Below are 24,950 nucleotides of genomic sequence, written 5' to 3'. Positions count from 1 at the left end.
CGTATGACTGATCCGATCGACGAAGCGCCCGCGCAGACCACGGCCTTCGAACTCGTGGGCGGTGAGACGCGCGTGCGCGAACTCATCGACCGCTTTTATGACCTGATGGACCTCGAACCTGAATTCGCCGGCATCCGCGCGCTCCATCCGCCGACGCTCGAAGGCTCGCGCGACAAGTTCTTCTGGTTCCTGTGCGGCTGGCTGGGCGGCCCCGATCACTATGTCGGCCGCTTCGGACATCCGCGCCTGCGCGCGCGGCATCTGCCGTTCGCGATTGCTTCGGATGAACGCGACCAGTGGCTGCGCTGCATGGCCTCTGCGATGGAAGACATCGGTCTGCCGGAAACGCTGCGCGAACGGCTGCTGCATTCGTTCTTCGAAACCGCCGACTGGATGCGCAACCGGCCGGGTTGAGCGGACGTTCGCGCTTCCGGCATCGGCCCAGTCCGTAGCCCATCGCCCGAGGGCAAGCTGGCCTGCCGGAACGACCGGTACAGTCCGGCTGGTTGTGACGTGGCGGCTGACTTCCGGCTCGCCGGGCTGCCCGGCATAATGAATTTTTCGCGGAATAACGAAGGATTCCCCATGACGACGCGCGCGCTCTTTCGCGACGATGCCTATCTCACGCAATGCGACGCCACGATTACGGCCGTGGACGAGCAGGGTATTCATCTCGACCAGACGGTGTTCTATCCGCTCGGCGGCGGCCAGGCGGGCGACGCCGGTACGCTGGCGCTTGCCGACGGTACACGTCTTGTCATCGCGGATACGCGCAAGGCGAAATTCGAGGGTGCCACGCCCGACGACGCCGTCCACGTGCCGGCGCCCGATCAGGACGCGCTGCTGGCCCGCTTTCAGCCGGGTGTACGGGTCACGGCGGCCATCGACTGGGAGCGCCGCTACCGGCACATGCGGCTGCACACCGCGAGCCACCTGATCTGCGCGGTGCTGCCGTATCCAGTGGACGGCTGCAGCATCACGAGCGAATACGCGCGCCTCGACCTTGCGACGGTCGAGCCGATCGGGCGCGAGATGATCGAAGCGCGTCTTGCCGAACTGGTCGGCGGTGCGCACGGCGTGTCGACACAATGGATCACGGACGAAGAAATGGAGCAGCGTCCGGAACTCGTTCGCACGATGAGCGTGAAGCCGCCGATGGGGTTGGGGCGCGTGCGTCTCCTGCGCATCGAAGATGTAGATCTTCAGCCGTGCGGCGGCACGCATGTGCGCAACACGCAGGAAATCGGCGCGCTGCGTGTGGCGAAGCTGGAAAAGAAGAGTGCGCGCACGCGCCGGATCGTGCTGGAATTCGCCTGATATTCGCCCGATATACGTCGCGCAGACAGGGCGGCGGCGTTCAGCCAGCCGCCGGCTTATCGCCCGGCGCTGACGTCCAGCAACGCGCCGTTCACGTACGAAGCCGCATCGCTTAACAGCCACACGATCGCTTCGGCCACTTCGTCCGCGCTGCCCGCGCGGCCGAGCGGCGTTTGTGCGCCAAGCGCGGCGGCGCGATCCGGGCGGCCACCGCTCGCGTGAATCTCGGTATCGATGAGGCCGGGGCGCACCGCGTTCACGCGCACGCCCTGCGGGCCCAGTTCTTTCGCGAGACCGATCGTCATCGTATCGACCGCACCTTTCGAACTCGCGTAGTCGACGTATTCGTTCGGCGAACCAAGCCGCGACGCCGCCGACGACACGTTCACGATCGCACCGCCATCGCCGCCGCGATCTTTCGCCATGCGCCGGGCGGCTTCACGCGCGACCAGAAACGCGCCGAACACGTTGACGTCGAACACCCGCCTGAGCCGTTCGGCGTCCATATCCGCGAGCTGCATCGAAGGCGCGACGATACCCGCGTTGTTGACCACGGCGTCGATGCGCCCGAACGCGTGCACGAGCGAATCGAACATCGCGATGACGGCGCCTTCATCGGCGACGTCGCCAGCAATCACGCGCGCGTGGCCGCCGGCGCGGCCGACTTCGGCGGCGGTTTCACGCGCGGCCGCTTCGTTGTGCGCGTAGTTCACGCCGACCGACCAGCCGCGGACGCCCAGAAGCCGCGCGGTGGCGCGTCCGATGCCGCGGCTTGCACCAGTGATCAGAACGACTTTGGTCATGGCGAAAAGCTCAGAAAAATATCCGGCGATGGGTGAGCGAGGCGCTCAGACGGCTGCGCGGTTCTGCGCCCATTTGTCCGTGGCGGGCGGCCGGTAGCGTTGCAGCTTGCCGATCAGCGAATCGGGGTCGGCGTCGATCTGCAGAATGTCGAAGTACTTCTGCTGCATGAAACCTTCGTCGACGGTATGACGCAGCAACGACACGAGCGGATCGTAGAAGCCGTCGATGTTGAGCACGGCCACCGGTTTCTGGTGATAGCCGAGCTGCGCCCATGTGAATACCTCGAACAGCTCCTCGAGCGTGCCGGCGCCGCCTGGCATCGCGACGAACGCGTCGGACAGATCGGCCATCATCTTCTTGCGCTGATGCATGTCGGGTACGACGTGCAGTTCCGTCAGCCCGTTATGGCCGACTTCCTTGTTCACCAGCAACTCGGGAATCACGCCGATCGCGCGGCCGCCAGCGGCCATGACTTCATCGGCGATCACGCCCATCAGGCCGACCTTGCCGCCGCCGTACACGAGCGCGAGGTCCGCTTTGACCAGTGCGCGGCCGAATGCCTTCGCGGCTTCGGCGTAAAGAGGGCGGGCTCCATCCGAGGAGCCGCAATAGACACATACCGCTTTCATGCTCAACTGTCCTTCGTTTCTGTGCGCGGCGCGGCGCCGTCCCTGGGTGGAAGGTAATCGTAAAACTCGCGCCTGGGCAGTTTGCCTGAAACGAGATCGTCGAAGATCTGACGCGAGCGGCCCCGCAGATACGGCGCCATCAGCGAGATGATCTGCACGCTGACCTGATGCAGCTCGCCGCGGATCGTCTCCTGCTCGTTGTATTTGCGCGGGTTCATCACGAACTGGTACGACAGCCAGTAGGTGGCGATCACACCGATATTGGTCGCGATCACATGCAGTTCGTCGGGCGTCGCGAACATTTCGCCGTCCGTCACCAGCTGCTCGCAGAACTGGCTCGCGAAACGCACCTTGTGGCTGATGATCTGCTTGAAATGCGTTTCGAGCGTGCGGTTACGCGCGAGCAGGTCGTTCAGATCGCGATACAGGAAGCGATAGCGCCATGTGAAATCGATCATGTACTGCAGATACGACCACATTTCGTCGATGGTTGCACGGTGATCGTCGGGGAAACGCAGACGCTTTTCGATCTCCTGCTCGAACTGGCTGAAGATGCTGTTGATGATGTCGTCTTTATTGCGGAAGTGGTAGTACAGGTTGCCTGGACTGATCTCCATTTCCTCGGCGATCGTCGTGGTCGTGACGTTCGGCTCGCCGATTTCGTTGAAGAGCTTCAGCGAAAGCTCGAGAATCCGTTCGCGGGTGCGGCGGGGAGGTTTGGCTTCCATGTCGTCCGGCCCTGGTTTGGCCGGGTTGGTGCGCGGCAACATCTGTCGCGCAATCCACCCGGACGCGGTTCGTATTGTCAGAATTGATCGTCTGATTATAAACCGGACGTAAACTGACCAGGGCTACCGCGCGCCCGTGCGCCAGGCGACATCCAGGCTATTCAGGTGAGTCGCCGGTTCAACGCCACGCGTCGATCCAGCGGACGACGAGCGGCGTCAGCACCAGTCCCCACGTCATCAGACACATCACGAGCGCGACCATCACGGCGGCGCTGCCGAGATCCTTCGCGCGGCGCGACAGTTCGTGGCGTTCGAGCGAGATGCGGTCGATGGCGGCTTCGACGCTCGAATTCAGCAGCTCGACGATCAGGACCAGCAACACGGAGCCGAGCAGCAGCACGCGCGCGACCGGCTCGACCGGTACGATCAGGCCGATCGGCAGCAGGATCGCCGCCAGCGTCAGCTCCTGGCGAAACGCACTTTCCTCACGGATCGCAACCTGGAAACCGGCCAGCGAATTCTTCATCGCGTGCCATGCCCGCGTGAGCCCGCGATTGCCCTTGTACGGATTGAACGGCAAGGGCGCGAGCGGATCGTCGGGACTCAGCGGTTCGCTGGGTGTGCCGGCGTGCGTATCGGTTTCGTTTGTATCCGGATGTGGATCGTCGTCGAAAGGATCGCCGCCTGCGTTTCGCGCATCGGCGGCATCGGCAGTATCGGCGACGTGAGGACGCGCCGCGTCACGCGTCGCGCGAGGCGCGTCCGCGGACGGACGCCGGACAGAAGACGTTCTCGCCTGCATGGTGGACTGTGCGCGCCGCGTCATGCGGCGGCGCTTTCCTCGCTGAACGACGGGCGCGGCAGCGGCTTCAGGTGCGCGGCGAACTGCTCCGATGCCGCACCCCACGAAAAACGTTCCGCCCACGCGCGCGCATGGTTGCGATCGATCTTCAGCGCTTCGAGACACGCCTCGCGCAGGTCTTCGTTCATCGCGCCCGCGCCGCCGTCGCCGAGCACGTCGATCGGGCCGGTCACCGGGTACGCCGCGACCGGCGTGCCGCACGCGAGCGCTTCGAGCAGCACGAGACCGAACGTGTCGGTACGGCTCGGGAAGACGAATACGTCGGCGGCGGCGTAGACCTTCGCGAGTTCGGCCTGCGTCAGCACGCCGAGATAGTTCGCCGTCGGATAGCGCGACTTCAGTTCCGCGAGCGCGGGGCCTTCGCCCGCGACCCATTTCGAGCCCGGCAGATCGAGCTTCAGAAACGCCTCGACGTTTTTCTCGACCGCCACGCGCCCGACATACAGAAAGATCGGCCGCGCGCTGTTGAGCACCTTCGAGTCCATCTGGTGAAAGATGTCGAGATCGACGCCACGCGTCCACAGCACGACGTTCGTGAAGCCGAATTTCTCGAGGTCGGTTTTTACCACGGGCGTCGGCGCCATCACGGCGAGCGACGGCTTGTGGAACCAGTGCAGGAACCTGTACGTGGCGGCGAGCGGCATGCCGAAGCGGGCCTGCACGTACTCGGGAAAACGCGTGTGATACGCGGTCGTGAACGGCAGCTTGTGCTGGATCGCATACGCGCGCGCCGCGAGACCGAGCGGACCTTCGGTGGCGATATGCAGCGCGTCGGGCGCGAATTCGCCGATACGTCGACGCAGACGCTTTTTCGGCAGCAGCGACAGGCGGATCTCGGGATACGTCGGGCACGGGATCGTGTGGAATTCGAGCGGCGTCAGCAGGTCGACGCGATGACCGAGCGCGGTCAGCTCGCGCGTCGTGTTCTTCAGCGTGCGAACAACGCCGTTGACCTGCGGTTCCCATGCATCGGTGACGATCATGATCTTCATCGTTGTGACCCAGGTAAGGTGAAAAGGTAACGCGTGTCCAGCGGGTGTTGACGTGATGTGACAGGGGCTTTAAGCGGCGGTCGCCCGGGCCTTTTGCGCGCTCGCTTCCGGCGAGCGCATGACGGTCCAGTAAATCACCTTGAGTTCGCCTTCGAACGTCTCGACGAGCGCCGACAGACTCTCGACCCAGTCGCCGTCGTTGCAATACAGCACGCCGTCGATGTCGCGAATCTCGGCCTTGTGGATGTGCCCGCAGACCACGCCATCGCAGCCGCGGCGGCGCGCTTCGTCGGTCATCACGCGTTCGAACGACGAGATGAAGTTCACCGCGTTTTTCACCTGATGCTTCAGGTATTGCGACAGCGACCAGTACTGGAAGCCGAGCCGGCTGCGGATCCGGTTGAACCAGCGGTTGAGCAGCAGGATCAGCGTGTAAGCCGAATCGCCGAGATAGGCGAGCCACTTCGCGTGCTGGATCACGCCGTCGAACAGATCGCCGTGCGTGATCCACAGGCGCTTGCCGGCAAGCGTCGTGTGAAATGCCTCGCCGCGCACGTGGATGTCGCCGAACGCGAGGTCGCAGAACTGGCGCGCGCCTTCGTCGTGATTGCCGGGCACGTAGACGACCTGGGTGCCCTTTCTCGCCTTGCGCAGGATCTTCTGCACAACGTCGTTGTGCGCCTGCGGCCAGTACCAGCCTTTCTTCAACTGCCAGCCGTCGATGATGTCGCCGACGAGATACAGGTATTCCGATTCGTTGTGCCGCAGAAAATCCAGCAGGTACGGCGCCTGACAGCCGTTCGAACCCAGGTGGATATCAGAGAGCCAGATCGTGCGGTAGCGATGCGTCGCGTCGTGGTCGTCTTCGTGATGGCCCGTGCCCGTCATCGGTATCGACGGTGGCGGGGACAGGGGAATGGCATTGGCGGGAAGGGCGCCCGGTCCGAAAGCGACCGGGTCGACGCCGGGGCCGGTCTGGCGAAAGAGAGAAGTCGCGGACGTCTGGTTGTCCATGGCTCACGCGTCGGGTTGCGGTACGTGCATTCGGCCATCGGCGTGTGTCGGTGCCGTGACAGTCACGAGAAGTTCTTATTACGGCGATGCGTGCTCGTGTGTGTATTCACGCGCGTATTCATGAATCCGCCGCTGGCTTTGCAGGCGCGCCGCTCCGGTTGTGCATTGCAGCGATAAAGGACCGCGTCGGGAAAGCCCCAGGTGGGCTTGCCTTGAAGTCATGTAATCGATTGCATATCCTCTGAAACGTTTCAATTCCCGTTTTTCCAGCAGGTTGACGGAATCCATGGGCGAGGCCAACAGGTTGCTTCCAACACTGCGCGACGTTGCCAATGCGGCCGAAGTTTCGGTCGGCACGGCATCGAAGGTGCTGTCCGGCGCGCCCGGCGTTTCCGCGGCGCGGGCGCAACGCGTGTGGGACGCGGCACGCCGGCTGGGTTATCGCCGCAACGGTATCGCCGCCGACCTGCGTCGCGGCCGGCCGAGTTCGATCGGTTTCGTGCTGCCGGACCTCACGAACCAGTTCTTCGTCGATATCGCGCGCGCGCTCGAAAACCACGCGCTCGAACACGGCTACCAGCTGATCATGGCGCACGCCGACGAAGACCCGGCGCGCGAAATGGAGCGCATCCGCTTTGTGATGTCGCGCCAGGTGGCGGGCATGATCATCATTCCGTGCCGCGGCTATGAACACGCGATCAAGGAAGCCCGCGAGTGCAACGTGCCGCTCGTGATGGCCGATCGCGTCGACGACACGTTTCCGGCGAATACCGTGACGACCGACAGCCACGGTGCGTCGCTCGACGGTACCGCTCATCTGGTCGCGCTGGGTCACAGGCGCATCGCGTTTCTCGTCAACACGCTCGATCTGGTGAATTCGAAGGAACGTGCGGACGGCTATATCGACGCGATGCGCCGCGCGGGGCTCGACAGCTTCATTCAGGTCGTCGAGTGCGGGATGACGGCCGCTGAAATCCACGCATCGACGCTCGACGTGCTGAGCGCGCCCGTGCGTCCAACGGCGCTCTTCGCCGCCGGCAATGTGACGACGCTCGGCGCATTGCGCGCGCTTCGGGACGCGAATCTGCGTCTGCCGGAAGACATTTCGCTGCTCTCGTTCGACGACGCGCCGTGGATGTCGGTGTTGCGCCCGTATCTGAGTTCGATCCGCCAGCCGGTCGAAGCGATCGGACACGCGATCTGGCAGCTGATGCTGAAGCTTCTGAACGGCGAGCGGGGCGAGCCCGCGCATCTGACATTCAAGGCTGAACTGCTGGTGCGCGAGAGCACCGCGCGTGTGCCGGAAGACGTGCCCACGTTGCATCACCAGCAGGCAGCGGCGAGGCGCTGAAAGCGCACTGGAACGTTTCATTTTTCACGCAGCAGGGCACAGGGACGAGAGAGAAGGAGAGGGGCACACAACCGCGCATCACGTAATGCGCAAATTATGGAGACAGTCGATGAACCGCAACCGTCGCTTGATCACTGGCGCACTTGTCACGGCACCGTTTGCCGGGCTCGTGATGAAGGCTGGATACGTGCAGGCCCAGGGCAAGAAATATCGCTTCGGGTTTTCGCAGGTGACCACGGTCGAACCGTGGCGCGTCCAGTTCAACAAGGACATGAAAGCCGAAGCCGCGAAACATCCGAACGTCGAACTCGTGATCGCCGACGCCAACGATCGCACCGACAAGCAGAACGCCGACATGGAGAACTTCATCGCACAGAAGATGGACGTGATCTTCATCTCGCCGAAGGAGTCGGCCGGGCTCACGGGCGTGGTCGAAAAAGCGTACAAGGCGGGCATCCCGGTGTTCGTGCTCGACCGGACCGTGAACGGCGATGCGTACACGCAGTTCGTCGGCGGCGACAACACGCTGATCGGCAAGGGCATCGGCGAATTCATCGTCAAGACGACGGGCGGTCCGGGCGCGGCGAAAGGCAATATCGTCGAAGTGTGGGGCGGTTTTGGCGCGCAGGCTTCGCACGACCGGCACGACGGCGCGATGGCATTCATCGGCAAGGAGAAGGGGCTGAAGACCGTCGGCCAGCGCGTGGACTGCGACTGGAAGCAGGACAAGGCGTACGACTATATGAAGACGGTGCTGCGCGTGAATCCGCAGGTCGACGTGGTGTTCGCGCACAACGATCCGATGGCGTACGGCGCGTATCTCGCCGCGAAGGACGCGGGCGTCGAGAAGAAGATCAGGTTCGTCGGCGCGGACGGCTTGCCGAACGAAGGCGCCGTGTGGGTCGAGAAGGGCATTCTGACGGCGACGTTCGTGTACCCGACGCCGGGTGCCGAGGGCCTGCGTCAGGCGCTCAGGATGCTTGCCGGCGAGAAGATTCCGAAGAAGGTGATCCTGCCGACGCAGGGCATTTTCGCGGACAACGCGAAGCAGTTCGTGGCCGGCTGAGGTTGATGCAGGCACAAGCCGTGCGTGCCGCGGTCCTCGCATGATCGGACTGCGCACGCTTCGCAACGCTGACCCGACTCAACCGACGAGGCGAACGGCTTTCATGATGCAACACGCAGCAGGCGGTCACACCACGCGCGAAGCGCAACGCTCCACGCCGCCACTTTCGCACGAAGGCGCGGCGGTGCCGCTCGTCGCGGCATCACGCATTTCGATTGCGTTTAGCGGCAGCGCGGCGCTCACCGACATCGACTTCGATATCGCTGCGGGCGAGGTGCATGCGCTCGTCGGCGAAAACGGCGCGGGCAAGTCGAGCCTGATGAAGATTCTCGGCGGCCTGTATCTGCCGGACGCGGGCACGATCGCCGTCGCGGGCACACCCGTCGCGTTCAGAACCAGCGCCGATGCGATGGACGCCGGCATCGCGATCATTCATCAGGAACTGAATCTGGTCGACAGTCTTTCTGTCGTCGACAACCTTTTTCTCGGCAAGGAAATCACCACGCGCTTCGGTTTTCCCAACCATGCCGCGATGCGTGCGAAAGCGCGTGAAGTGCTGGCGCAACTCGGCTTCAGGCCCGCGCCTGATGCGCTCGTGGGGCCGCTGCGCATCGGCGAAAAGCAGCTGATCGAAATCGCGAAGGCGCTGCTCGCCGACGCGCGCGTGCTGATCATGGACGAGCCGACGTCCGCGCTCTCCGACACCGAAACGCAGGCGCTGTCCGTTCTCGTGCGCGAACTGCGCGAGCGCGGCATGGGCATCGTCCTGATCAGCCATCGTCTGCAGGAGGTCTTCGATCTTGCCGATCGCGTCACCGTGCTGCGCGACGGCCGGCATATCGCGACGCTGCCGATCGGCCGCGTCGAATCCGCCGAACAGCTCGTCTCGATGATGATCGGCAAGAACTTCGTCACGCCGCATCGCGAGGCGGGCGAACTGCGCGCCGCCGCCGACACGATGATCGCCGTGCGCGATCTGACGCTGCACGGCGATCATCGTCCGGTTGTCGATCACGTGTCGTTCGAGGTGCGGCAGGGCGAAGTGTTCGGTCTGTCGGGACTGCTCGGCGCGGGCAAGACGGAGATTCTGGAAACGCTCTTCGGCGTGTCGTCGTATCGCGTGGAAGGCGCAATCGAAATCGGCCCTTCGCGGCGTGCGTTCACGACGCCCGCGGCCGCAGTCGAAGCCGGCGTCGCGTTTGTCACCGAAGACCGCAAGAAAGACGGCCTCTTGCCCGAGCATTCGGTGGAAGCGAACTTCGTGCTGCCGAGCCTTGCGCGTGTCGACGGCTTTCCGTTCTACCGGCGCCGTGCGATCGCACGGCGCGTGACAGCACAGGCGAAGGCGTCGAACGTGAAATGCGGCGGCGTCGCGCAGACCGTCACGACGCTCTCGGGCGGCAACCAGCAGAAGCTCATCATCGGCAAATGGCTGATGACGCAGCCCGATATCCTGCTGCTCGACGAACCCACGCGCGGCGTCGACGTGGCCGCCAAATCGGAAATCTACAGCCAGATCCTGCAGGCGGCGCGCGCCGGCCTGACGGTCGTCGTCGCGAGCTCGGAGATCGACGAGCTGATGCTGATGTGCGACCGCATTCTCGTGCTGTGTGAAGGGCGTGCGGCCGGCGTGCTGGAGCGCGAGGCGTTTTCCGCCGAACAGCTCGTGAAGCTGGCCTCGCCTTGATCGACCGGAGACAGAGAACATGCTGAAAGCGAATGAACCGGCCCATAAGTCGACCCATGAGCCGGCCCTCGATACGCTGCCCGACCCGCGGCAACGACGCCTGCGGGCGTGGCTGACGAACGTCAAATACTACCTGGGGCTGATCGTACTGATCGCGCTCGGTGCGCTGACCTCGCCGCATGCCGCGGACGGCAGCAATATCTTTCTGTCGGCGGCGAATTTCTCGGACGTGTTCCGTCAGGTCGCGAACGTCGGTGTGATGTCGGTCGGCATGACGCTCGTGATCATCACCGCCGGGATCGATCTGTCGGTCGGCTCGGTGATGGGCTTCGGCAGCGTGCTGACCGCGATCCTGCTGACGACGCCCGGCTCGAACACCGCGTCATGGACGGCGCTCGGGCTCGACGCGGTGAGCATCTTCATCATCGTCTGCGGGGTGGGCGGTTTGCTGGCGCGGCGCAAGCGTGCGAAAGGCGCTTCGGGTGTTCATGTGCGGCGTCACGGCCCGCGTATGGCGGTTGGGTTCGTCTGCGCGCTGCTTGCGTGTGCGTACGCATGGCATCAGTTGCCGGTCAAGGTTTCGCTGTGGACGGTCTTGTGGATGGTGCCGCTCGCGGGCCTTGCAATCGGCGCGCTGAACGGCTGGATCATCACGCGTGGCAGGATGCAGCCGTTCATCGTGACGCTGGCCGCGATGGTCGGCGTGATGGGCGTGGCGCGTCTCGTGGCGGGGCAGGACACAGCCGTCTACTCGATCTACAGCGGCAGCAATGCGACCACGGACATTGAACTCCTGCGTGCGCTGCTGTTCGGCGTGGTGCCGGTGCCCACACTCTTTTTCGTCGTGATCGCGCTGATCGCGGATTTCGTGCTGAACCGGACCGTGTTCGGCAAGTACCTGTACGCGATCGGCGGCAACGAGAAATGCGCGCGCATTTCCGGCCTCAAGGTCGACCGCAACAAGATCGCCGCGTATGCGATCTCCGGAATGCTGTCGGCGCTCGTCGGCGTGCTGTACGCGGCGCAATACCGGCAGGGCAAGGCGGACGCGGGCGTCGGCTGGGAACTCGACGCGATCGCCGCGGTGGTGATCGGCGGCACGAGCCTGATGGGCGGCGTGGGACGGATTGCGGGAACGGTAGCCGGCGTGCTGATCTTCGGCTTTCTCGGCAACATCCTGCTGCTCAACAACATCGACAGCAACACGCAGCTCGTGATGAAAGGGCTGATCATCGTGGTCGCCGTGTTCCTGCAGCAGACGCGCATGGATCCGCGGACGATGTTCGCGCGCCTCGGCGGTCGCAAGGGCGTGACGACGTCGCCGGCGCAGCGGCAGGCGTCGTCGTCAGGAAGCGCGGCGGAGAAGCGTTGAGGGGCGGCCTCGGGTGGGCGCGTGAGGTGAGGCGTGTGTACCTAACGCGTGAGCTCGACGATTCGCGTGCCGGCGAGCCGGTCGTGCAGGAACTGCCGGCTCGCGCCGAAACGACCGGTGGCGGCCCACAGCACGAACCAGATTGCCGCGACGATGAGCGTTTGTGGCACCGCGAGACCCAGCAGCGGGTGCAGCGCGAGCGGCGGCAGGAACCACAGCCACGCGAGCATGTAGCGCACGATCGCGCGCGGCGCCGACACGGGCGCACCGTCGGCGCCGACGAGGCGCAGGCGCCAGGTTTTCATCGGCAGCGTCTGGCCGCCATGCGTCCAGAACCAGACGAAATACGCACCGACCACGAAACCCACCCAGGCGGCCAGCAGGTTGTGATGCGTGAGGCCGTTGCGTTGCTGCGTCAGCGTGCTGAACAGATAGCCGGCGAGGAACACGATGCCGAACAGGATCACGCCTTCGTAGAGCATTGTCGCCAGGCGGCGGCGCACGGTCGGCGCGGGTGTCGGGCGATCAGGGGTCAGGTCGGCGGTAGTGGACGGGCTGGACACGGATCGTTGGACGTGGAGAAGGGGCTCAGGAGCCGTTGAAGATCGACGGCGCTTCGGCGGGCGAAACCGGTTGCGGCGTCGCGGGAACGAAGCTGCCGGCGGGTGTCGTGCCCGGCGGCAGGGCGACGGACGCGGGCAACGGCACGGCCGCAGCCGACGCCGGCGCGACGGCGCTCGCGCCACGCGCGTTCACCAGGCGGTCGATGTCCTTGACTTCGGATTTGCCGGTCGGCGGCGCGCTGACGACGGTCGGGCGGCGCTTGTGCTCGCTCGCGGCAAGCCGCTGCTTCTGTTCCTCCGGGAGTTGCTGGTAGGCCTTCCAGGCATTCCGGCGTGCCTCGCGTGGCAGTTCCTTCGACGCCTGATAGTTCTCCCGCGCGACACGCCGCTGCTCGGGCGTGATGCGGGTCCACTCGGTCATCTGCTCGTGGAGCCGCTTTTGCGCTTCAGGCGACATCTTTGCGTAACGTGACGCGATCTTGATCCATTTACGCTTGCGTGCATCGCTGAAGGTGTTCCACTGGCTGGCGAACGGCGCGAGCGCGACGCGCTCGGCTTCCGTGAGATGGGACCACGAAAGCGGGTTGTTGCTGGCGATTCCCTGCAGATCGACGCCCAGCGATGGCGCGGACGACGAGGCCGGCGCACCGGCGACGGGCGCCGAAGCGGAAACAGGCTTTGGATTGAAACGTGGCCAGGTTGCGGCGAACGACACCAGCGCCGCGATCACGCATCCGGAGACAACGGCGAGGCCGCGCTTGTAACTCACCCGAACGGCCCCCGATCAGCGCGCGCGCGATAGATACGCGTTGAACCCGTGATCCAGGTACGCGTTGAGCGGCAGATCGTCGCTCAGCATGGCGGCGTCGATATCGGCGAGTTCGGCGGTGCGCTGCAGGTCTTCCCAGTAGGCAATGCCCACGAGGCTCACGACCAGCGCGGCGAGCGGCCAGGCAAGCGCGAAACGGCGCAGCGGCGAGCGGCGCGGCTTGCCGGCAGTACCGGATTCCGGCGACGGCGCGTGAGCCGCCATGCCGGCGGCAGCGCCGGCGAACGCGGGCGCGAACACCGGCACCGTTGCCGGTTCGGGTTTCTTGCGGGCGAGCGCGGTCCGGCGCGCCGCGGCGAGCCGGTCGACGGTGGCGGACGGGAGAGCGGCAGTCGTTTCGTCGAGCGCACGACGCAGCTGCCGCGCAAACTCGAGTTCTTTTGTATCGGGAGCGGAGCTCATAGCGTGATTCCTTTGGCCCTGAGCGCTTGCGCCAGCGTGTGGGTGGCCCGCGAGCAGTGCGTTTTCACACTTCCTTCGGAGCAGCCCATGGCGGCGGCGGTCTCAGCGACATCCATATCTTCCCAGTAACGCATGAGAAACGCCTCCCGTTGACGTGCAGGTAATTTCTGGATTTCTTCGTCTATCAGCTGCAGGACCTGTTCGCGCGCGAGGCGCTGCTCACTGCTCTCCGCCGCGGCCGATCCTTCCTGGGCTTCGAACGTTTCCAGCAGATCGAAATCGTCGTCATCGGCGCCGCCGAGCGAGGAAAACAGGCTGACCCACGTATTGCGCACCTTCTGCCGGCGGAAGTGATCGTGCATCGTATTCTGGAGAATACGCTGAAACAAAAGGGGAAGTTCGGCTGGAGGACGGTCGCCGTATTTTTCGGCGAGCTTGATCATCGCGTCCTGCACGATGTCGAGCGCGGCGTCATCATCCCGCACGGCGTAGACCGTCTGCTTGAATGCGCGCCTCTCGACGCCCGCCAGAAAATCGGCGAGTTCCTTGTCTGATGCCATCCGTTTGGGGGTCGGCGCAGCGGGCGTGCGCGTAATAGATCGAAAAATGTCGTAAAACCCGCGGATGCTAACAAACTTTTGCCCGCACCAGGGAAAAGAGGGCCACCGCCGCTCACGACGGTAAAACGTGCCTGCCCGCTCCCCGGGGCATGCCGCGCCGCGGAAATATCTGCTTGACCAATATCGTGACAGCAGATATCGTCAGCGGTTCGCAACATAAGTGACTTGTCTCATTTGAGGTGTGGCCCAAGAAGCTCACCTGTCAAACTGGACGCGCCGCTTGAACCCGAGCCACAAGCCCGGCAGAGAGCACCCGATCAATTTTTTGCCGAAAATTCGAAAGGTGAACAATGAATATGCCCAGCGCGGAATTCTCCACGTCGGATACGACTCCCCATCACGAAACTGGCTCTATCGGCGCCACCGTGCTCATGAAGGCACTGGCCGACGAAGACGTCGAATTCATCTGGGGCTATCCCGGCGGCTCGGTACTCTACATTTACGACGAGCTGTACAAGCAGGACAAGTTCCAGCATATCCTCGTGCGTCACGAGCAGGCCGCGGTTCACGCCGCTGACGCCTACGCACGCTCGACCGGCAAGGTCGGCGTCTGCCTCGTGACCTCTGGCCCCGGCGTCACCAATGCGGTGACGGGCATCGCCACCGCCTATATGGATTCGATTCCGATGGTCGTGATCAGCGGGCAGGTTCCGACCGCCGCGATCGGCCAGGATGCGTTCCAGGAGTGCGATACGGTCGGCATCACGCGTCCGTGCGTGAAGCACAACTTCCTCGTGAAGGACGTGCGCGACCTCGCCGCCACCGTCAAGAAAGCGTTCTTTATCGCCCGTACCGGCCGACCTGGTCCCGTGCTGATCGACATTCCGAAAGACGTGTCGAAGATGCCCTGCCAGTACGAGCCGCTCAAGTCGGTCGCGCTGCGCTCGTATAACCCGGTGACTAAAGGCCACTCCGGCCAGATCCGCAAGGCGGTTGCGCTGCTGCTGTCCGCGCAGCGCCCGTATATCTATACCGGCGGCGGCATCATTCTCGCGGATGCGTCGCGTGAGCTGAACCAGTTCGCCGATCTGCTCGGTTACCCGGTCACGAATACGCTGATGGGTCTGGGCGGCTATCGCGCGAGCGACAAGAAATTCCTCGGCATGCTCGGCATGCACGGCACGTACGAAGCCAACATGGCGATGCAGCACTGCGACGTGCTGATCGCGATCGGCGCGCGTTTCGACGACCGTGTGATCGGCGATCCGGCGCACTTCGCGTCGCGTCCGCGCAAGATCATCCATATCGACATCGATCCGTCTTCCATCTCCAAACGCGTCAAGGTCGACATTCCGATCGTCGGCGACGTGAAGGAAGTGCTGAAGGAACTGATCGAGCAGCTGCAGACGGCCGAGCATGGCCCCGACACCGCGGCGCTCGCCGACTGGTGGAAGGACATCGAAGCCTGGCGCTCGAAAGACTGCCTGAAGTTCGACCGCAAGAGCGACATCATCAAGCCGCAATACGTGGTGGAAAAGGCGTGGGAGTTGACCGACGGCAATGCCTTCGTGTGTTCCGACGTCGGCCAGCACCAGATGTGGGCGGCGCAGTTCTACCGCTTCAACAAGCCGCGTCGCTGGATCAATTCCGGCGGGCTCGGCACGATGGGCTTCGGCCTGCCGGCGGCGATGGGCGTGAAGATGGCGCACCCGGATGACGACGTGCTCTGTATCACGGGCGAAGGCTCGATCCAGATGTGCATCCAGGAACTGTCCACCTGCAAGCAGTACAACACGCCGGTGAAGATCATTTCGCTGAACAACCGCTATCTGGGCATGGTGCGCCAGTGGCAGCAGATCGAATACAGCAAGCGCTACTCGCATTCGTACATGGATGCGCTGCCCGACTTCGTGAAGCTCGCCGAAGCCTATGGCCACGTCGGCATGCGCATCGAGCGCACGGCGGATGTCGAACCGGCGCTGAAGGAAGCGCTGCGCCTGAAAGATCGCACGGTGTTTCTCGATTTCCAGACCGATCCGACCGAAAACGTCTGGCCGATGGTTCAGGCCGGCAAGGGCATCACGGAGATGCTCATGGGTTCGGAAGATCTATAACGACCGTTTCTGACGCTGGCTTCGTCGCGCGCGCCTTCACAAAGGGCGGTAGCGGACGAAGCGGCGCGAACCGGCCCGCATACATCGATACATCGACATCTGGAAGAAGCGAAACATGAGACACATTATTTCAGTCCTGCTGGAAAACGAACCGGGCGCGCTGTCACGCGTGGTGGGTCTTTTCTCGGCACGCGGCTACAACATTGAAACCTTGACGGTGGCTCCGACCGAAGACCATTCGCTGTCGCGCATGACCATCGTTTCCATTGGCTCGGACGACGTGATCGAACAGATCACGAAGCATCTAAACCGCCTGATCGAGGTGGTGAAAGTGGTCGACCTTACCGAGGGCGCCCATACCGAGCGAGAGCTGATGCTGATCAAGGTAAGGGCGGTCGGCAAGGAGCGTGAGGAGATGAAGCGGATGTCGGATATTTTCCGCGGCCGCATCATCGACGTCACCGAAAAGACCTACACGATCGAATTGACGGGCGCGAGCGACAAGCTCGATGCCTTCATCGAAGGGCTCGACGCTACCGCGATTCTCGAAACGGTCCGCACGGGCAGCTCGGGGATCGGACGCGGCGAACGCATTCTGAAGGTGTAACGCCGTTTGCATCGATCACGGCCGGATGAGCGCGCTGTCCATGACGCGAATCCGGCCAGCAGCACACAACACGCAGTACCTGAATCTCTCTGAATATCGCCAAGGAACGAACATGAAAGTTTTCTACGACAAGGACGCCGACCTCTCCCTCATCAAAGGCAAGCAGGTCACCATCATCGGTTACGGCTCGCAAGGCCATGCACACGCGCTGAACCTGAGCGAAAGCGGCGTGAACGTGACGGTGGGTCTGCGCAAGGGTGGCGCATCGTGGAGCAAGGCTGAGAACGCCGGCCTGAAGGTCAAGGAAGTGGCCGAAGCCGTGAAGGGCGCGGACGTCGTCATGATGCTGCTGCCGGACGAGCAGATCGCCGAAGTCTACGCAAAGGAAGTCCATGCGAACGCGAAGCAGGGTGCAGCCCTCGCATTCGCGCACGGCTTCAACGTGCATTACGGCCAGGTGATTCCGCGTGCGGATCTGGACGTCATCATGATCGCGCCGAAGGCACCGGGACACACGGTTCGCGGCACGTACTCGCAAGGCGGCGGCGTGCCGCACCTGATCGCGGTCGCGCAGGACAAGTCGGGCGCGGCCCGTGACATCGCGCTGTCGTACGCAGCGGCAAACGGCGGCGGCCGTGCCGGCATCATCGAAACGAACTTCCGCGAAGAAACGGAAACCGACCTGTTCGGCGAACAGGCCGTGCTGTGCGGCGGTACGGTCGACCTGATCAAGGCTGGCTTCGAAACGCTGGTGGAAGCGGGCTACGCGCCGGAAATGGCGTACTTCGAGTGCCTGCACGAACTGAAGCTGATCGTCGACCTGATCTACGAAGGCGGCATCGCGAACATGAACTACTCGATCTCGAACAACGCCGAATACGGCGAGTACGTGACGGGTCCGAAGATCGTGACGGCCGAAACGAAGAAGGCGATGAAGCAGGTTCTCACCGATATTCAAACGGGCGAGTACGCGAAGAGCTTCATCATCGAAAACCGCGCTGGCGCGCCGACGCTGCAATCGCGTCGCCGTCTGACGGCTGAGCACCAGATCGAAACGGTCGGTGCGAAGCTGCGCTCGATGATGCCGTGGATCGCTGCGAACAAGCTCGTCGACCAGTCGAAGAACTAGGCCAGCGTTGCATTCGTCCGGTTTGTGCGTCCGCAGCAATCGCGGGCGCATCGCCGGATGGTCCCAAAAGCCGTCCAGGTGTGATGAACCCTGGGCGGCTTTTGCTATCCTACGGTTTTACAAAAATACTGAAGCCACTCATGAATTACCCTCATCCGATCATCGCGCGCGAAGGCTGGCCGTTCATCGCCATCGCGGCCGTCGTTGCGTTGTTGATCCATGCCATCGCGGGGTTCGGCTTCGCATGGCCGTTCTGGCTGATCCTGATTTTCATCGTCCAGTTTTTCCGCGACCCGGCTCGCCCGATTCCCACGCAGGCCAATGCCGTGCTGTGTCCCGCCGACGGCCGCATCGTCGCTGTCGAAACGGCGCACGACCCGTACGCCAACCGCGAAGCGCTGAAGATCAGCGTGTTCATGAATGTGTTCAACGTCCACTCGCAACGCTCGCCAGTGGATGGCGCGATCTCGAAGGTCGAATATTTTCCGGGTGCTTACCTGAACGCCGCAGTCGATAAAGCTTCGCTCGAGAACGAGCGCAATGCGCTGGTGATCGAAATGGCAAGCGGCCAGACGGTCACGTCGGTGCAGATCGCGGGTCTCATCGCACGCCGGATTCTTTGCTATGTGCGTGCGGGCGAACCGCTCACGCGCGGTCAGCGCTATGGCTTCATCCGTTTCGGTTCGCGTGTCGACGTGTATCTGCCGGTGGGCAGCCGTCCGCGCGTATCGATTGGCGAGAAGGTGTCTGCCTCGTCGACGATCCTCGCTGAACTATAACGCGGCACAAGGAGGTTTCGATGGCCGCATTCAAACCGCGTCGACCGCGCAGCGCCGGCCCGCAGCCCCGGCCTTTCCGCCGCAAGAAGCCGATGCCGGAACCGGGTGTCGTCGACAGCCGGCGTGCCGCGCGCCAGCAGTTCCTGCGCAAGCGCGGTATCTATCTGCTGCCGAACGCCTTCACGACCGCCGCGCTGTTCTGCGGCTTCTTCGCCGTCGTGCAGGCGATGAACGTGCGCTTCGAAGTCGCGGCGATCGCGATTTTCGTGGCGATGGTGCTCGACGGCATGGACGGCCGGGTTGCGCGCATGACGCATACGCAGAGTGCGTTCGGCGAGCAGTTCGACAGCCTCTCGGACATGGTGTCGTTCGGCGTCGCGCCGGCGCTCGTGATGTACGAATGGATACTGAAGGACCTCGGCCGGTGGGGCTGGCTTGCGGCATTCGTGTACTGCTCGGGTGCGGCGCTGCGGCTGGCGCGCTTCAACACGAACATCGGCGTGGTCGACAAGCGCTTCTTCCAGGGCATGCCGAGCCCGGCCGCCGCGGCGCTGATCGCGGGCTTCGTGTGGCTCGCCACCGATAACCGCGTGCCGCTGAAGCTCGTCTGGCTGCCGTGGGTCGCGTTCGTGCTGACGATCTATGCAGGCGTGACGATGGTGTCGAACGCGCCGTTCTACAGCGGCAAGGCGCTCGACGTGCGGCATCGCGTGCCGTTCGGCGTGATCCTGCTGGTCGTGATGGCGTTCGTGCTGGTGTCGTCCGATCCGCCGTTGATGCTGTTCGGCCTGTTCGTCCTGTACGGGCTGTCGGGCTACGTGTTCTGGGGCTATCAGGCGCTTCGGGGCCGGGCGAACCCGGCCCGTTCGTCGCAGCGCGATCACTGAAACCGGCCTGGTCGGCAGGAAGGCAGGACAAAAGCGGCGGCTCGAGGGCTGCCGCTTTTCGTTTCGGGCGCCGGGTGCGGCGCTAATTGCGCGATTTCCGGATTGCCGCTATAGTCGCTGACATGGTTATTTTCACATTCCCCTTCCTGTCTCTTCAAGCCGGTGCGCCCCTATGCGCACTAGTGCTAGCGCGCCTGCCGCGCTGACCGTTTTCGCCCTCCGTCTGCCTCGTCTGTTGTTTAGCGTCGCCAGCGGTGGCGCAAACACCCGAATTCCGTATCTTCATTCCCACATTTGATTGAGTCCCGGAGACCCGACATGGCAGACAAGCTGATCATATTCGACACGACCTTGCGCGACGGCGAGCAGTCGCCCGGTGCGTCGATGACCAAGGAAGAAAAAATCCGTATCGCGAAGCAGCTCGAACGGATGAAAGTGGACGTCATCGAAGCCGGTTTCGCCGCCAGTTCGAACGGCGATTTCGATTCGATCCACACGATCGCGTCGATGATCAAGGACAGCACGATCTGCTCGCTCGCCCGCGCGAACGACAAGGACATCCAGCGTGCCGCCGATGCGCTGAAGCCCGCCAGCCACTTCCGCATTCACACGTTCATCGCGACGTCGGCGCTGCACATGGAAAAGAAGCTGCGCATGACGCCGGACCAGGTGTTCGAGCAGGCAAAACTCGCGGTGCGTTTCGCGCGCAAGTTCACGGACGACGTCGAGTTCTCGCCGGAAGACGGCAGCCGCACGGATATGGACTTCCTGTGCCGCGTGCTCGAAGCGGTGATCGCCGAAGGCGCGACCACGATCAATATCGCCGACACGGTTGGCTACGGCGTGCCGGAACTGTACGGCAAGCTCGTGAAGGATCTGCGCGAGCGCATCCCGAACTCGCACAAGGCGGTGTTCTCCGTGCACTGCCACAACGACCTCGGCATGGCCGTGGCGAACTCGCTGGCAGGCGTGCAGATCGGCGGCGCGCGTCAGGTCGAGTGCACGATCAACGGTCTCGGTGAGCGTGCGGGCAATACGTCGCTCGAAGAGATCGTGATGGCCGTGAAGACCCGCAAGGATTACTTCGGCCTCGATCTCGGCATCGATACGACGCAGATCGTGCCGGCGTCGAAGCTCGTGTCGCAGATCACCGGTTTTGTCGTGCAGCCGAACAAGGCGGTGGTGGGCGCGAACGCGTTTGCACACGCATCCGGCATTCACCAGGACGGTGTGCTGAAGGCGCGCGACACGTACGAAATCATGCGGGCCGAAGATGTGGGCTGGAGCGCGAACAAGATCGTGCTCGGCAAGCTCTCGGGCCGTAACGCATTCAAGCAGCGTCTGCAGGAACTCGGCATTTCGCTCGAAAGCGAAGGCGAACTGAACACGGCGTTCGCGCGCTTCAAGGAGCTGGCCGACCGCAAGTCGGAAATTTTCGACGAAGACATCATCTCGATCGTGACGGAAGAATCTGCCGAAGCTCACGAAAAGGAACATTACAGGTTCGTTTCGCTGTCGCAGCACTCGGAAACGGGCGAGCAGCCGCACGCGAAGATCGTGTTCTCGATGGAAGGCAAGGAAGTGACCGGCGAAGCGCGCGGCAACGGTCCGGTCGACGCCACGTTGAACGCGATCGAAACCGAAGTGGGGAGCGGCTCGGAACTGCTGCTTTACTCGGTGAACGCGATCACGACGGGCACCCAGGCGCAGGGCGAAGTGACGGTGCGTCTGTCGAAGAGCGGGCGCATCGTGAACGGCGTCGGCACCGATCCGGATATCGTCGCGGCTTCCGCGAAAGCGTATATCTCGGCGCTCAACAAGCTGTACTCGAACGTCGACAAGCTGAATCCGCAGCGTTCATAACGTCATTGACCGCGGGGCGTCGATCCGCGCTTTCCGTGTGTACGTTCAGACGAAACCCCGTGCCCCATAAGGGCACGGGGTTTTCAGTTTCCGGGGTCGCGTTGCGCGTCGCCCGGGTAGCCGGATGCGACGACCTTGATGCGTCCGTCGTCGAGCGAGAAGATCCAGCCATGCACGAGCGGCGCCGGCTGGCTTTCGCGCACGATGTCGGTGTCGCGTAGCCGCTGAACCTGCTCCAGCACGTTCAGTTCGGCGAGCCGGTTGAGGCGCGCATCGTCGGACGGCTGAGCGTCCAGTTCGTCGTGGTGCGCATGGGCCAGCGCGCGCAGCGGCGCGATGCGCCGGTTGACGTGCGGCAGCTCCGGCGACGGCGGCAGCAGCGCCGCCCGCACGCCGCCGCAACCATAGTGACCGCAGACGATCACGTGCCCGACCTTCAGCACGCGCACGGCGTATTCGAGCACGCTCGAACAGTTGTCGTCGTCGGGCGGAAAGAGATTCGCGATGTTGCGATGGACGAACAGGTCGCCCGGCTGGCAAAGCGTGATGGTCTCGGCGGGAACACGGCTGTCCGAGCATCCGATCCATAGAACCAGCGGGTTTTGTCCCCGCGACAGGGCCTGGAAAAAATGCGGCTCGCGGGCAACCGTTTCATCGGCCCATTCGGTATTGGCGGCCAGCATCTGTCTGGGAAGGGTCATCGAAAGCGCCTCCGTATCGGCCGACGATATACAGAAAAGCCGCCTCAGGGGCGAGGCGGCCTGTGTGTGCATGCTACCGGGATACGATCAGAAGAGGCCGCGGCGATCCGGATCGTGCAGCGGGTCCGGGCTTTTCTGGGTGGTCCGCAGGACGCCCTGGTCGTCGAAGTAGAAGCTGAACATCATGTACCAGACGTTGTCCTCGAGGTACCGGTAGGTCCAGACCTCACGTTTCATCAGCGGGAAATACGACGTTTCGACCGGGCGGCCGAAGTTGACGAGCACATCGTCGCGCGTCCATTTGCCGACCTCGGCGCGGTAGAACTCGTTGGGCTGGAGCACCTGGCGCACGGACAGGATCTTGCCGGCGGCGTCGACGTCCGCGGCGGTGGTGGTTTCGCCCATCGGCTGGGTGGGCCACATCAGGCGCCGGCTGCCGTTCGGCAGGTCATAGGTTTCCCGTGGCGGGCCGAGGCGGGTGATCAGGGTCGACTGGTCTTCGCCCGGCTGGAACTGCTGCCACGGTTGCGCGCAACCCGTGAGCATCACGGCGCCGAAGCAGGCGCACGCGAGCGCCGCACGGCGCAACCGGCCGGCGCGTGCTGGCTGCGTTGTCGTCCCGCCGGGGGCAGGCACGGTGAAGAGGCGGTTAAGCATGGGTTCCTCCGGTGGCATTCTGGTGGCCTCACGTTATGTGTTCTGTCAGGAAGCCACGGTATTTTGACACGCGGCGCGGCAAAAGATTTGTCCGCGCTGCGTGACGGCGCGCGAACTTGGGGTGGGCGGCGCCCTTGCCCGGTGACGTGCACGCCTCTATGATCCGCGCTTCGGATGAATCAATCGAGGTGGGAGTAACGATGGTGGCGAACTGGATACGAACGGCGCTGGGCGCGCTCGCGGCAGTGTCGGTGACGCTCGCGCACGCCGGCGGCGAACCCGTGCGTCTCGCGCTGATCGAGGGCATGTCCGGGCCGTTTGCCAACGCGGGCGCGGCGGTGGAGCGGAACCTGCGGCTCGGCGTCGAGCGCGTGAACGCGGCGGGCGGCGTGAAACTGAAGGATGGCGCGCATCCGCTCGAACTCGTCGTGCTGGACAGCAAGGGCAGCGCCGAAGAAGCGCTTGTGCAACTGCGGGCAGCCGCCGACCAGCATATCGGCTACATCCTTCAGGGCAACAGTTCCGCGGTCGCCGCGGCGCTGCTGGGCGCGATCGAAAAGCAGAACGCCCGTGAACCGGACAACCGCGAACTGCTGCTCAACTATTCCGCCGACGATCCCGCGCTTACCAACGCGAACTGCAGTTTCTGGCACTTCCGTTTCGACGCCCACGCCGGCATGCGCATGGATGCGCTCGCCGATGTGATCCAGCGCGACCCGTCCGTGAAGAAAGTCTACCTGCTGAACCAGGATTACAGTTTTGGCCACGACGTCAGCACGCTCGCGCGCGAGGCGCTGAAGGCGAAGCGGCCGGATATCGGCATTGTCGGTGACGAATTCCATCCGATCGGCCGGGTGAAGGATTTCGCGCCTTACATCGCGAAAATCCGCGCGAGCGGCGCGGACGCGGTCGTGACGGGCAACTGGGGCAACGATCTGACGCTGCTCGTCAAGGCGGCGCGCGAGCAGGGGCTCAACACGAAGTTCTACACGTTCTACGGCAACAGTCTCGGCGCGCCGGCGGCACTGGGCGACGCGGGTGTCGGCCGGGTCGTGGCGGTCGCCGACTGGCATCCGAACGCGGGCGGTGCCGCCTCGGACGCGTGGTACAAGGCGTTTCGCACCCGTTTTCCCGCTGCCGCCGACGACTACCCCGTGTTGCGCATGGAAATCATGATCGAGATGCTGGCTTCAGCGATGAACAGTGCGGCAAGCGCCCGGCCGGAGGCGGTCGCGAAGGCGCTGGAGGGCAGGACGTTCGACAACGGCTTTCACGCGTCGTGGATGCGCGCAGCGGACCACCAGTTCATCCAGCCCCTTTATGTGATGGAAATGGAGAAGGCAGGCACGCCAGGTGTGCGTTTCGACAATGAAGGTTCCGGCTATGGCTTTCGCACCGTGCTGGCGCTGCCGGCGGCACGTACTGAGCCATCCACTGTGTGTCGCATGAAACGCCCCTGAACGCTCGCGAACGCCCGTGAGCACGCCGGGCGTGCCTTTGGGGCGGATTCCCGTTGCAAGGGGCTGTAAGGGAAGGGTTCGCGGGCCGTTTGGGCTGTGCTACAATACGCCCCTCGTTGTACCCCCACGGCACGGCCTTTCTTCCGTGACCGCCTGTTCAGTAATCAAGGAAATCAATATGTCCGCAGTTGAAACAAGCAAGAAGTCCGACGTCGTCGCGCAATTCGCGCGCGCAGCAAACGACACGGGCTCCCCCGAAGTTCAGGTCGCGCTGCTCACGACCCGTATCAACGAACTGACCGTTCACTTCAAGGCTCACACGAAGGATCACCACAGCCGCCGCGGCCTGCTGCGCATGGTGAGCCGCCGTCGCAAGCTGCTCGACTACCTGAAGGGCAAGGACGCTGACCGTTACCGCGCGCTGATCGAGAAGCTGGGTCTGCGTAAGTAATCGGGTTGGTCTCTCAGCAAGATGCCTGTGTCAGTCAGCTGATACAGGCATTTTGTTTTTGAACGATGCGCTTCATGTGAGGTGCATCGAGGCGTCATCCGCGATGCGCATGGAAGATCATGCGGT

27 protein-coding genes are annotated in these 24,950 nt (G+C 63.6%); 14 read left to right on the top strand and 13 right to left on the bottom strand.

Annotation, left to right across the window (positions count from 1 at the left end; translation table 11 throughout):
* Positions 1–3 precede the first annotated feature (3 nt).
* Positions 4–414: a group II truncated hemoglobin gene (locus LPA37_RS17920; RefSeq protein ID WP_228981960.1), complete on the top strand. Its 411-nt coding sequence runs from the start codon at positions 4–6 to the stop codon at positions 412–414.
* A 171-nt stretch (positions 415–585) separates the two neighbouring features.
* Positions 586–1,317 carry an alanyl-tRNA editing protein gene (locus tag LPA37_RS17915; protein ID WP_228981962.1) on the top strand — a complete coding sequence of 244 codons (732 nt, stop codon included), beginning with the start codon at positions 586–588 and terminating at the stop codon, positions 1,315–1,317.
* Between the two features lie 56 nt (positions 1,318–1,373).
* Here the strand turns inward: LPA37_RS17915 and LPA37_RS17910 are convergent, their stop codons facing one another.
* The 7 genes from LPA37_RS17910 to LPA37_RS17880 form a co-directional block, all read right to left on the bottom strand.
* Positions 1,374–2,120 carry an SDR family oxidoreductase gene (locus LPA37_RS17910; protein WP_228981964.1) on the bottom strand — a complete coding sequence of 249 codons (747 nt, stop codon included), beginning with the start codon at positions 2,118–2,120 and terminating at the stop codon, positions 1,374–1,376.
* 45 nt (positions 2,121–2,165) lie between these two features.
* Positions 2,166–2,750: an LOG family protein gene (locus LPA37_RS17905; protein ID WP_228981966.1), complete on the bottom strand. Its 585-nt coding sequence runs from the start codon at positions 2,748–2,750 to the stop codon at positions 2,166–2,168.
* Positions 2,751–2,752: 2 nt separating this feature from the next.
* Entirely contained in the window at positions 2,753–3,478 is a 726-nt protein-coding gene (locus tag LPA37_RS17900) for a TetR/AcrR family transcriptional regulator (protein ID WP_228981968.1), read from the bottom strand.
* Between the two features lie 178 nt (positions 3,479–3,656).
* A complete protein-coding gene (locus tag LPA37_RS17895) occupies positions 3,657–4,304 on the bottom strand; it encodes a diacylglycerol kinase (RefSeq protein ID WP_229013230.1) in 648 nt (215 codons plus the stop codon).
* Positions 4,301–5,332, bottom strand: coding sequence for a glycosyltransferase family 4 protein (locus LPA37_RS17890; RefSeq protein WP_228981973.1), 1,032 nt, complete (start codon positions 5,330–5,332; stop codon positions 4,301–4,303). The genes LPA37_RS17895 and LPA37_RS17890 overlap by 4 nt, the downstream gene beginning before the upstream one ends.
* Positions 5,333–5,401: 69 nt before the next feature.
* A complete protein-coding gene (locus LPA37_RS17885) occupies positions 5,402–6,346 on the bottom strand; it encodes a UDP-2,3-diacylglucosamine diphosphatase (protein WP_229013229.1) in 945 nt (314 codons plus the stop codon).
* Between the two features lie 78 nt (positions 6,347–6,424).
* Complete coding sequence (locus tag LPA37_RS17880; RefSeq protein WP_229013228.1) at positions 6,425–6,634, bottom strand: hypothetical protein; 210 nt, start codon at positions 6,632–6,634, stop codon at positions 6,425–6,427.
* Between LPA37_RS17880 and LPA37_RS17875 the strand changes: the two genes are divergently transcribed.
* The 4 genes from LPA37_RS17875 (at position 6,633) to LPA37_RS17860 (ending at position 11,822) form a co-directional block, all read left to right on the top strand.
* Positions 6,633–7,697 carry a LacI family DNA-binding transcriptional regulator gene (locus LPA37_RS17875; protein ID WP_229013227.1) on the top strand — a complete coding sequence of 355 codons (1,065 nt, stop codon included), beginning with the start codon at positions 6,633–6,635 and terminating at the stop codon, positions 7,695–7,697. The genes LPA37_RS17880 and LPA37_RS17875 overlap by 2 nt on opposite strands.
* A gap of 109 nt (positions 7,698–7,806) precedes the next feature.
* The gene (locus tag LPA37_RS17870; protein WP_228981981.1) at positions 7,807–8,763 is read left to right on the top strand and encodes a substrate-binding domain-containing protein; all 957 of its coding nucleotides are present in this window, start codon (positions 7,807–7,809) and stop codon (positions 8,761–8,763) included.
* A gap of 103 nt (positions 8,764–8,866) precedes the next feature.
* Positions 8,867–10,450, top strand: coding sequence for a sugar ABC transporter ATP-binding protein (locus LPA37_RS17865; protein WP_229013226.1), 1,584 nt, complete (start codon positions 8,867–8,869; stop codon positions 10,448–10,450).
* A gap of 19 nt (positions 10,451–10,469) precedes the next feature.
* Positions 10,470–11,822 (top strand): ABC transporter permease, encoded by a 1,353-nt coding sequence (locus LPA37_RS17860; RefSeq protein ID WP_228981988.1) that lies wholly within the window; start codon positions 10,470–10,472, stop codon positions 11,820–11,822.
* Positions 11,823–11,863: 41 nt separating this feature from the next.
* On the opposite strand, the gene LPA37_RS17855 is transcribed toward LPA37_RS17860, so the two are convergent.
* From LPA37_RS17855 to LPA37_RS17840, 4 genes are read right to left on the bottom strand one after another with little or no spacing between them, the layout of a single operon-like run.
* A complete protein-coding gene (locus tag LPA37_RS17855) occupies positions 11,864–12,385 on the bottom strand; it encodes an RDD family protein (protein ID WP_228981990.1) in 522 nt (173 codons plus the stop codon).
* Between the two features lie 25 nt (positions 12,386–12,410).
* On the bottom strand, positions 12,411–13,154 hold the full coding sequence (locus tag LPA37_RS17850) for a DUF3106 domain-containing protein (protein WP_229013225.1): 744 nt from the start codon (positions 13,152–13,154) through the stop codon (positions 12,411–12,413).
* Between the two features lie 15 nt (positions 13,155–13,169).
* Complete coding sequence (locus LPA37_RS17845; protein WP_228981994.1) at positions 13,170–13,616, bottom strand: DUF3619 family protein; 447 nt, start codon at positions 13,614–13,616, stop codon at positions 13,170–13,172.
* On the bottom strand, positions 13,613–14,176 hold the full coding sequence (locus LPA37_RS17840; RefSeq protein ID WP_228982000.1) for an RNA polymerase sigma factor: 564 nt from the start codon (positions 14,174–14,176) through the stop codon (positions 13,613–13,615). The genes LPA37_RS17845 and LPA37_RS17840 overlap by 4 nt, the downstream gene beginning before the upstream one ends.
* Positions 14,177–14,526: 350 nt before the next feature.
* Here LPA37_RS17840 and LPA37_RS17835 point away from each other — a divergent pair, with 350 nt between their 5' ends.
* From LPA37_RS17835 to LPA37_RS17810, 6 genes are all read left to right on the top strand, one after another.
* Complete coding sequence (locus tag LPA37_RS17835) at positions 14,527–16,290, top strand: acetolactate synthase 3 catalytic subunit (RefSeq protein WP_228982003.1); 1,764 nt, start codon at positions 14,527–14,529, stop codon at positions 16,288–16,290.
* A 115-nt stretch (positions 16,291–16,405) separates the two neighbouring features.
* Positions 16,406–16,897, top strand: coding sequence for an acetolactate synthase small subunit (ilvN, locus tag LPA37_RS17830; protein ID WP_228982006.1), 492 nt, complete (start codon positions 16,406–16,408; stop codon positions 16,895–16,897).
* 25 nt (positions 16,898–16,922) lie between these two features.
* Positions 16,923–18,026: a ketol-acid reductoisomerase gene (ilvC, locus tag LPA37_RS17825; RefSeq protein ID WP_324251890.1), complete on the top strand. Its 1,104-nt coding sequence runs from the start codon at positions 16,923–16,925 to the stop codon at positions 18,024–18,026.
* Positions 18,027–18,166: 140 nt separating this feature from the next.
* Entirely contained in the window at positions 18,167–18,805 is a 639-nt protein-coding gene (locus LPA37_RS17820) for a phosphatidylserine decarboxylase (protein ID WP_229013224.1), read from the top strand.
* 20 nt (positions 18,806–18,825) lie between these two features.
* Positions 18,826–19,692, top strand: coding sequence for a CDP-diacylglycerol--serine O-phosphatidyltransferase (pssA, locus tag LPA37_RS17815; RefSeq protein ID WP_228982013.1), 867 nt, complete (start codon positions 18,826–18,828; stop codon positions 19,690–19,692).
* Between the two features lie 318 nt (positions 19,693–20,010).
* Positions 20,011–21,555, top strand: coding sequence for a 2-isopropylmalate synthase (locus tag LPA37_RS17810; protein ID WP_228982019.1), 1,545 nt, complete (start codon positions 20,011–20,013; stop codon positions 21,553–21,555).
* A gap of 83 nt (positions 21,556–21,638) precedes the next feature.
* Here LPA37_RS17810 and LPA37_RS17805 read toward each other — a convergent pair whose 3' ends face one another.
* Positions 21,639–22,256 (bottom strand): carbonic anhydrase, encoded by a 618-nt coding sequence (locus LPA37_RS17805; protein ID WP_228982022.1) that lies wholly within the window; start codon positions 22,254–22,256, stop codon positions 21,639–21,641.
* 87 nt (positions 22,257–22,343) lie between these two features.
* A complete protein-coding gene (locus tag LPA37_RS17800) occupies positions 22,344–22,913 on the bottom strand; it encodes a hypothetical protein (protein ID WP_228982024.1) in 570 nt (189 codons plus the stop codon).
* 200 nt (positions 22,914–23,113) lie between these two features.
* Between LPA37_RS17800 and LPA37_RS17795 the strand changes: the two genes are divergently transcribed.
* Both LPA37_RS17795 and rpsO read left to right on the top strand, forming a co-directional pair.
* Positions 23,114–24,373, top strand: coding sequence for a branched-chain amino acid ABC transporter substrate-binding protein (locus tag LPA37_RS17795; protein ID WP_229013223.1), 1,260 nt, complete (start codon positions 23,114–23,116; stop codon positions 24,371–24,373).
* A gap of 178 nt (positions 24,374–24,551) precedes the next feature.
* Complete coding sequence (rpsO, locus tag LPA37_RS17790; protein WP_025496081.1) at positions 24,552–24,824, top strand: 30S ribosomal protein S15; 273 nt, start codon at positions 24,552–24,554, stop codon at positions 24,822–24,824.
* Positions 24,825–24,950 lie beyond the last annotated feature (126 nt).

This window comes from Paraburkholderia gardini, assembly GCF_907164545.1.
GTDB lineage: Bacteria > Pseudomonadota > Gammaproteobacteria > Burkholderiales > Burkholderiaceae > Paraburkholderia > Paraburkholderia gardini.
This window is presented reverse-complemented; position numbering and strand designations above follow the sequence as displayed.

What these genes read in the sequence shown, in the direction of transcription:
- LPA37_RS17805 (WP_228982022.1), bottom strand. Translation starts at nt 22,256, where the DNA reads ATGACCCTTCCCAGACAGATGCTGGCCGCCAATACCGAATGGGCCGAT.
- LPA37_RS17920 (WP_228981960.1), top strand. Translation starts at nt 4, where the DNA reads ATGACTGATCCGATCGACGAAGCGCCCGCGCAGACCACGGCCTTCGAA.
- LPA37_RS17800 (WP_228982024.1), bottom strand. Translation starts at nt 22,913, where the DNA reads ATGCTTAACCGCCTCTTCACCGTGCCTGCCCCCGGCGGGACGACAACG.
- LPA37_RS17870 (WP_228981981.1), top strand. Translation starts at nt 7,807, where the DNA reads ATGAACCGCAACCGTCGCTTGATCACTGGCGCACTTGTCACGGCACCG.
- LPA37_RS17865 (WP_229013226.1), top strand. Translation starts at nt 8,867, where the DNA reads ATGATGCAACACGCAGCAGGCGGTCACACCACGCGCGAAGCGCAACGC.
- pssA (WP_228982013.1), top strand. Translation starts at nt 18,826, where the DNA reads ATGGCCGCATTCAAACCGCGTCGACCGCGCAGCGCCGGCCCGCAGCCC.
- LPA37_RS17905 (WP_228981966.1), bottom strand. Translation starts at nt 2,750, where the DNA reads ATGAAAGCGGTATGTGTCTATTGCGGCTCCTCGGATGGAGCCCGCCCT.
- LPA37_RS17840 (WP_228982000.1), bottom strand. Translation starts at nt 14,176, where the DNA reads ATGGCATCAGACAAGGAACTCGCCGATTTTCTGGCGGGCGTCGAGAGG.
- ilvC (WP_324251890.1), top strand. Translation starts at nt 16,923, where the DNA reads ATGAGCGCGCTGTCCATGACGCGAATCCGGCCAGCAGCACACAACACG.
- LPA37_RS17885 (WP_229013229.1), bottom strand. Translation starts at nt 6,346, where the DNA reads ATGGACAACCAGACGTCCGCGACTTCTCTCTTTCGCCAGACCGGCCCC.
- LPA37_RS17795 (WP_229013223.1), top strand. Translation starts at nt 23,114, where the DNA reads ATGGTGGCGAACTGGATACGAACGGCGCTGGGCGCGCTCGCGGCAGTG.
- rpsO (WP_025496081.1), top strand. Translation starts at nt 24,552, where the DNA reads ATGTCCGCAGTTGAAACAAGCAAGAAGTCCGACGTCGTCGCGCAATTC.
- LPA37_RS17875 (WP_229013227.1), top strand. Translation starts at nt 6,633, where the DNA reads ATGGGCGAGGCCAACAGGTTGCTTCCAACACTGCGCGACGTTGCCAAT.
- ilvN (WP_228982006.1), top strand. Translation starts at nt 16,406, where the DNA reads ATGAGACACATTATTTCAGTCCTGCTGGAAAACGAACCGGGCGCGCTG.
- LPA37_RS17910 (WP_228981964.1), bottom strand. Translation starts at nt 2,120, where the DNA reads ATGACCAAAGTCGTTCTGATCACTGGTGCAAGCCGCGGCATCGGACGC.
- LPA37_RS17915 (WP_228981962.1), top strand. Translation starts at nt 586, where the DNA reads ATGACGACGCGCGCGCTCTTTCGCGACGATGCCTATCTCACGCAATGC.
- LPA37_RS17895 (WP_229013230.1), bottom strand. Translation starts at nt 4,304, where the DNA reads ATGACGCGGCGCGCACAGTCCACCATGCAGGCGAGAACGTCTTCTGTC.
- LPA37_RS17820 (WP_229013224.1), top strand. Translation starts at nt 18,167, where the DNA reads ATGAATTACCCTCATCCGATCATCGCGCGCGAAGGCTGGCCGTTCATC.
- LPA37_RS17845 (WP_228981994.1), bottom strand. Translation starts at nt 13,616, where the DNA reads ATGAGCTCCGCTCCCGATACAAAAGAACTCGAGTTTGCGCGGCAGCTG.
- LPA37_RS17880 (WP_229013228.1), bottom strand. Translation starts at nt 6,634, where the DNA reads ATGGATTCCGTCAACCTGCTGGAAAAACGGGAATTGAAACGTTTCAGA.
- LPA37_RS17900 (WP_228981968.1), bottom strand. Translation starts at nt 3,478, where the DNA reads ATGGAAGCCAAACCTCCCCGCCGCACCCGCGAACGGATTCTCGAGCTT.
- LPA37_RS17860 (WP_228981988.1), top strand. Translation starts at nt 10,470, where the DNA reads ATGCTGAAAGCGAATGAACCGGCCCATAAGTCGACCCATGAGCCGGCC.
- LPA37_RS17835 (WP_228982003.1), top strand. Translation starts at nt 14,527, where the DNA reads ATGAATATGCCCAGCGCGGAATTCTCCACGTCGGATACGACTCCCCAT.
- LPA37_RS17810 (WP_228982019.1), top strand. Translation starts at nt 20,011, where the DNA reads ATGGCAGACAAGCTGATCATATTCGACACGACCTTGCGCGACGGCGAG.
- LPA37_RS17890 (WP_228981973.1), bottom strand. Translation starts at nt 5,332, where the DNA reads ATGAAGATCATGATCGTCACCGATGCATGGGAACCGCAGGTCAACGGC.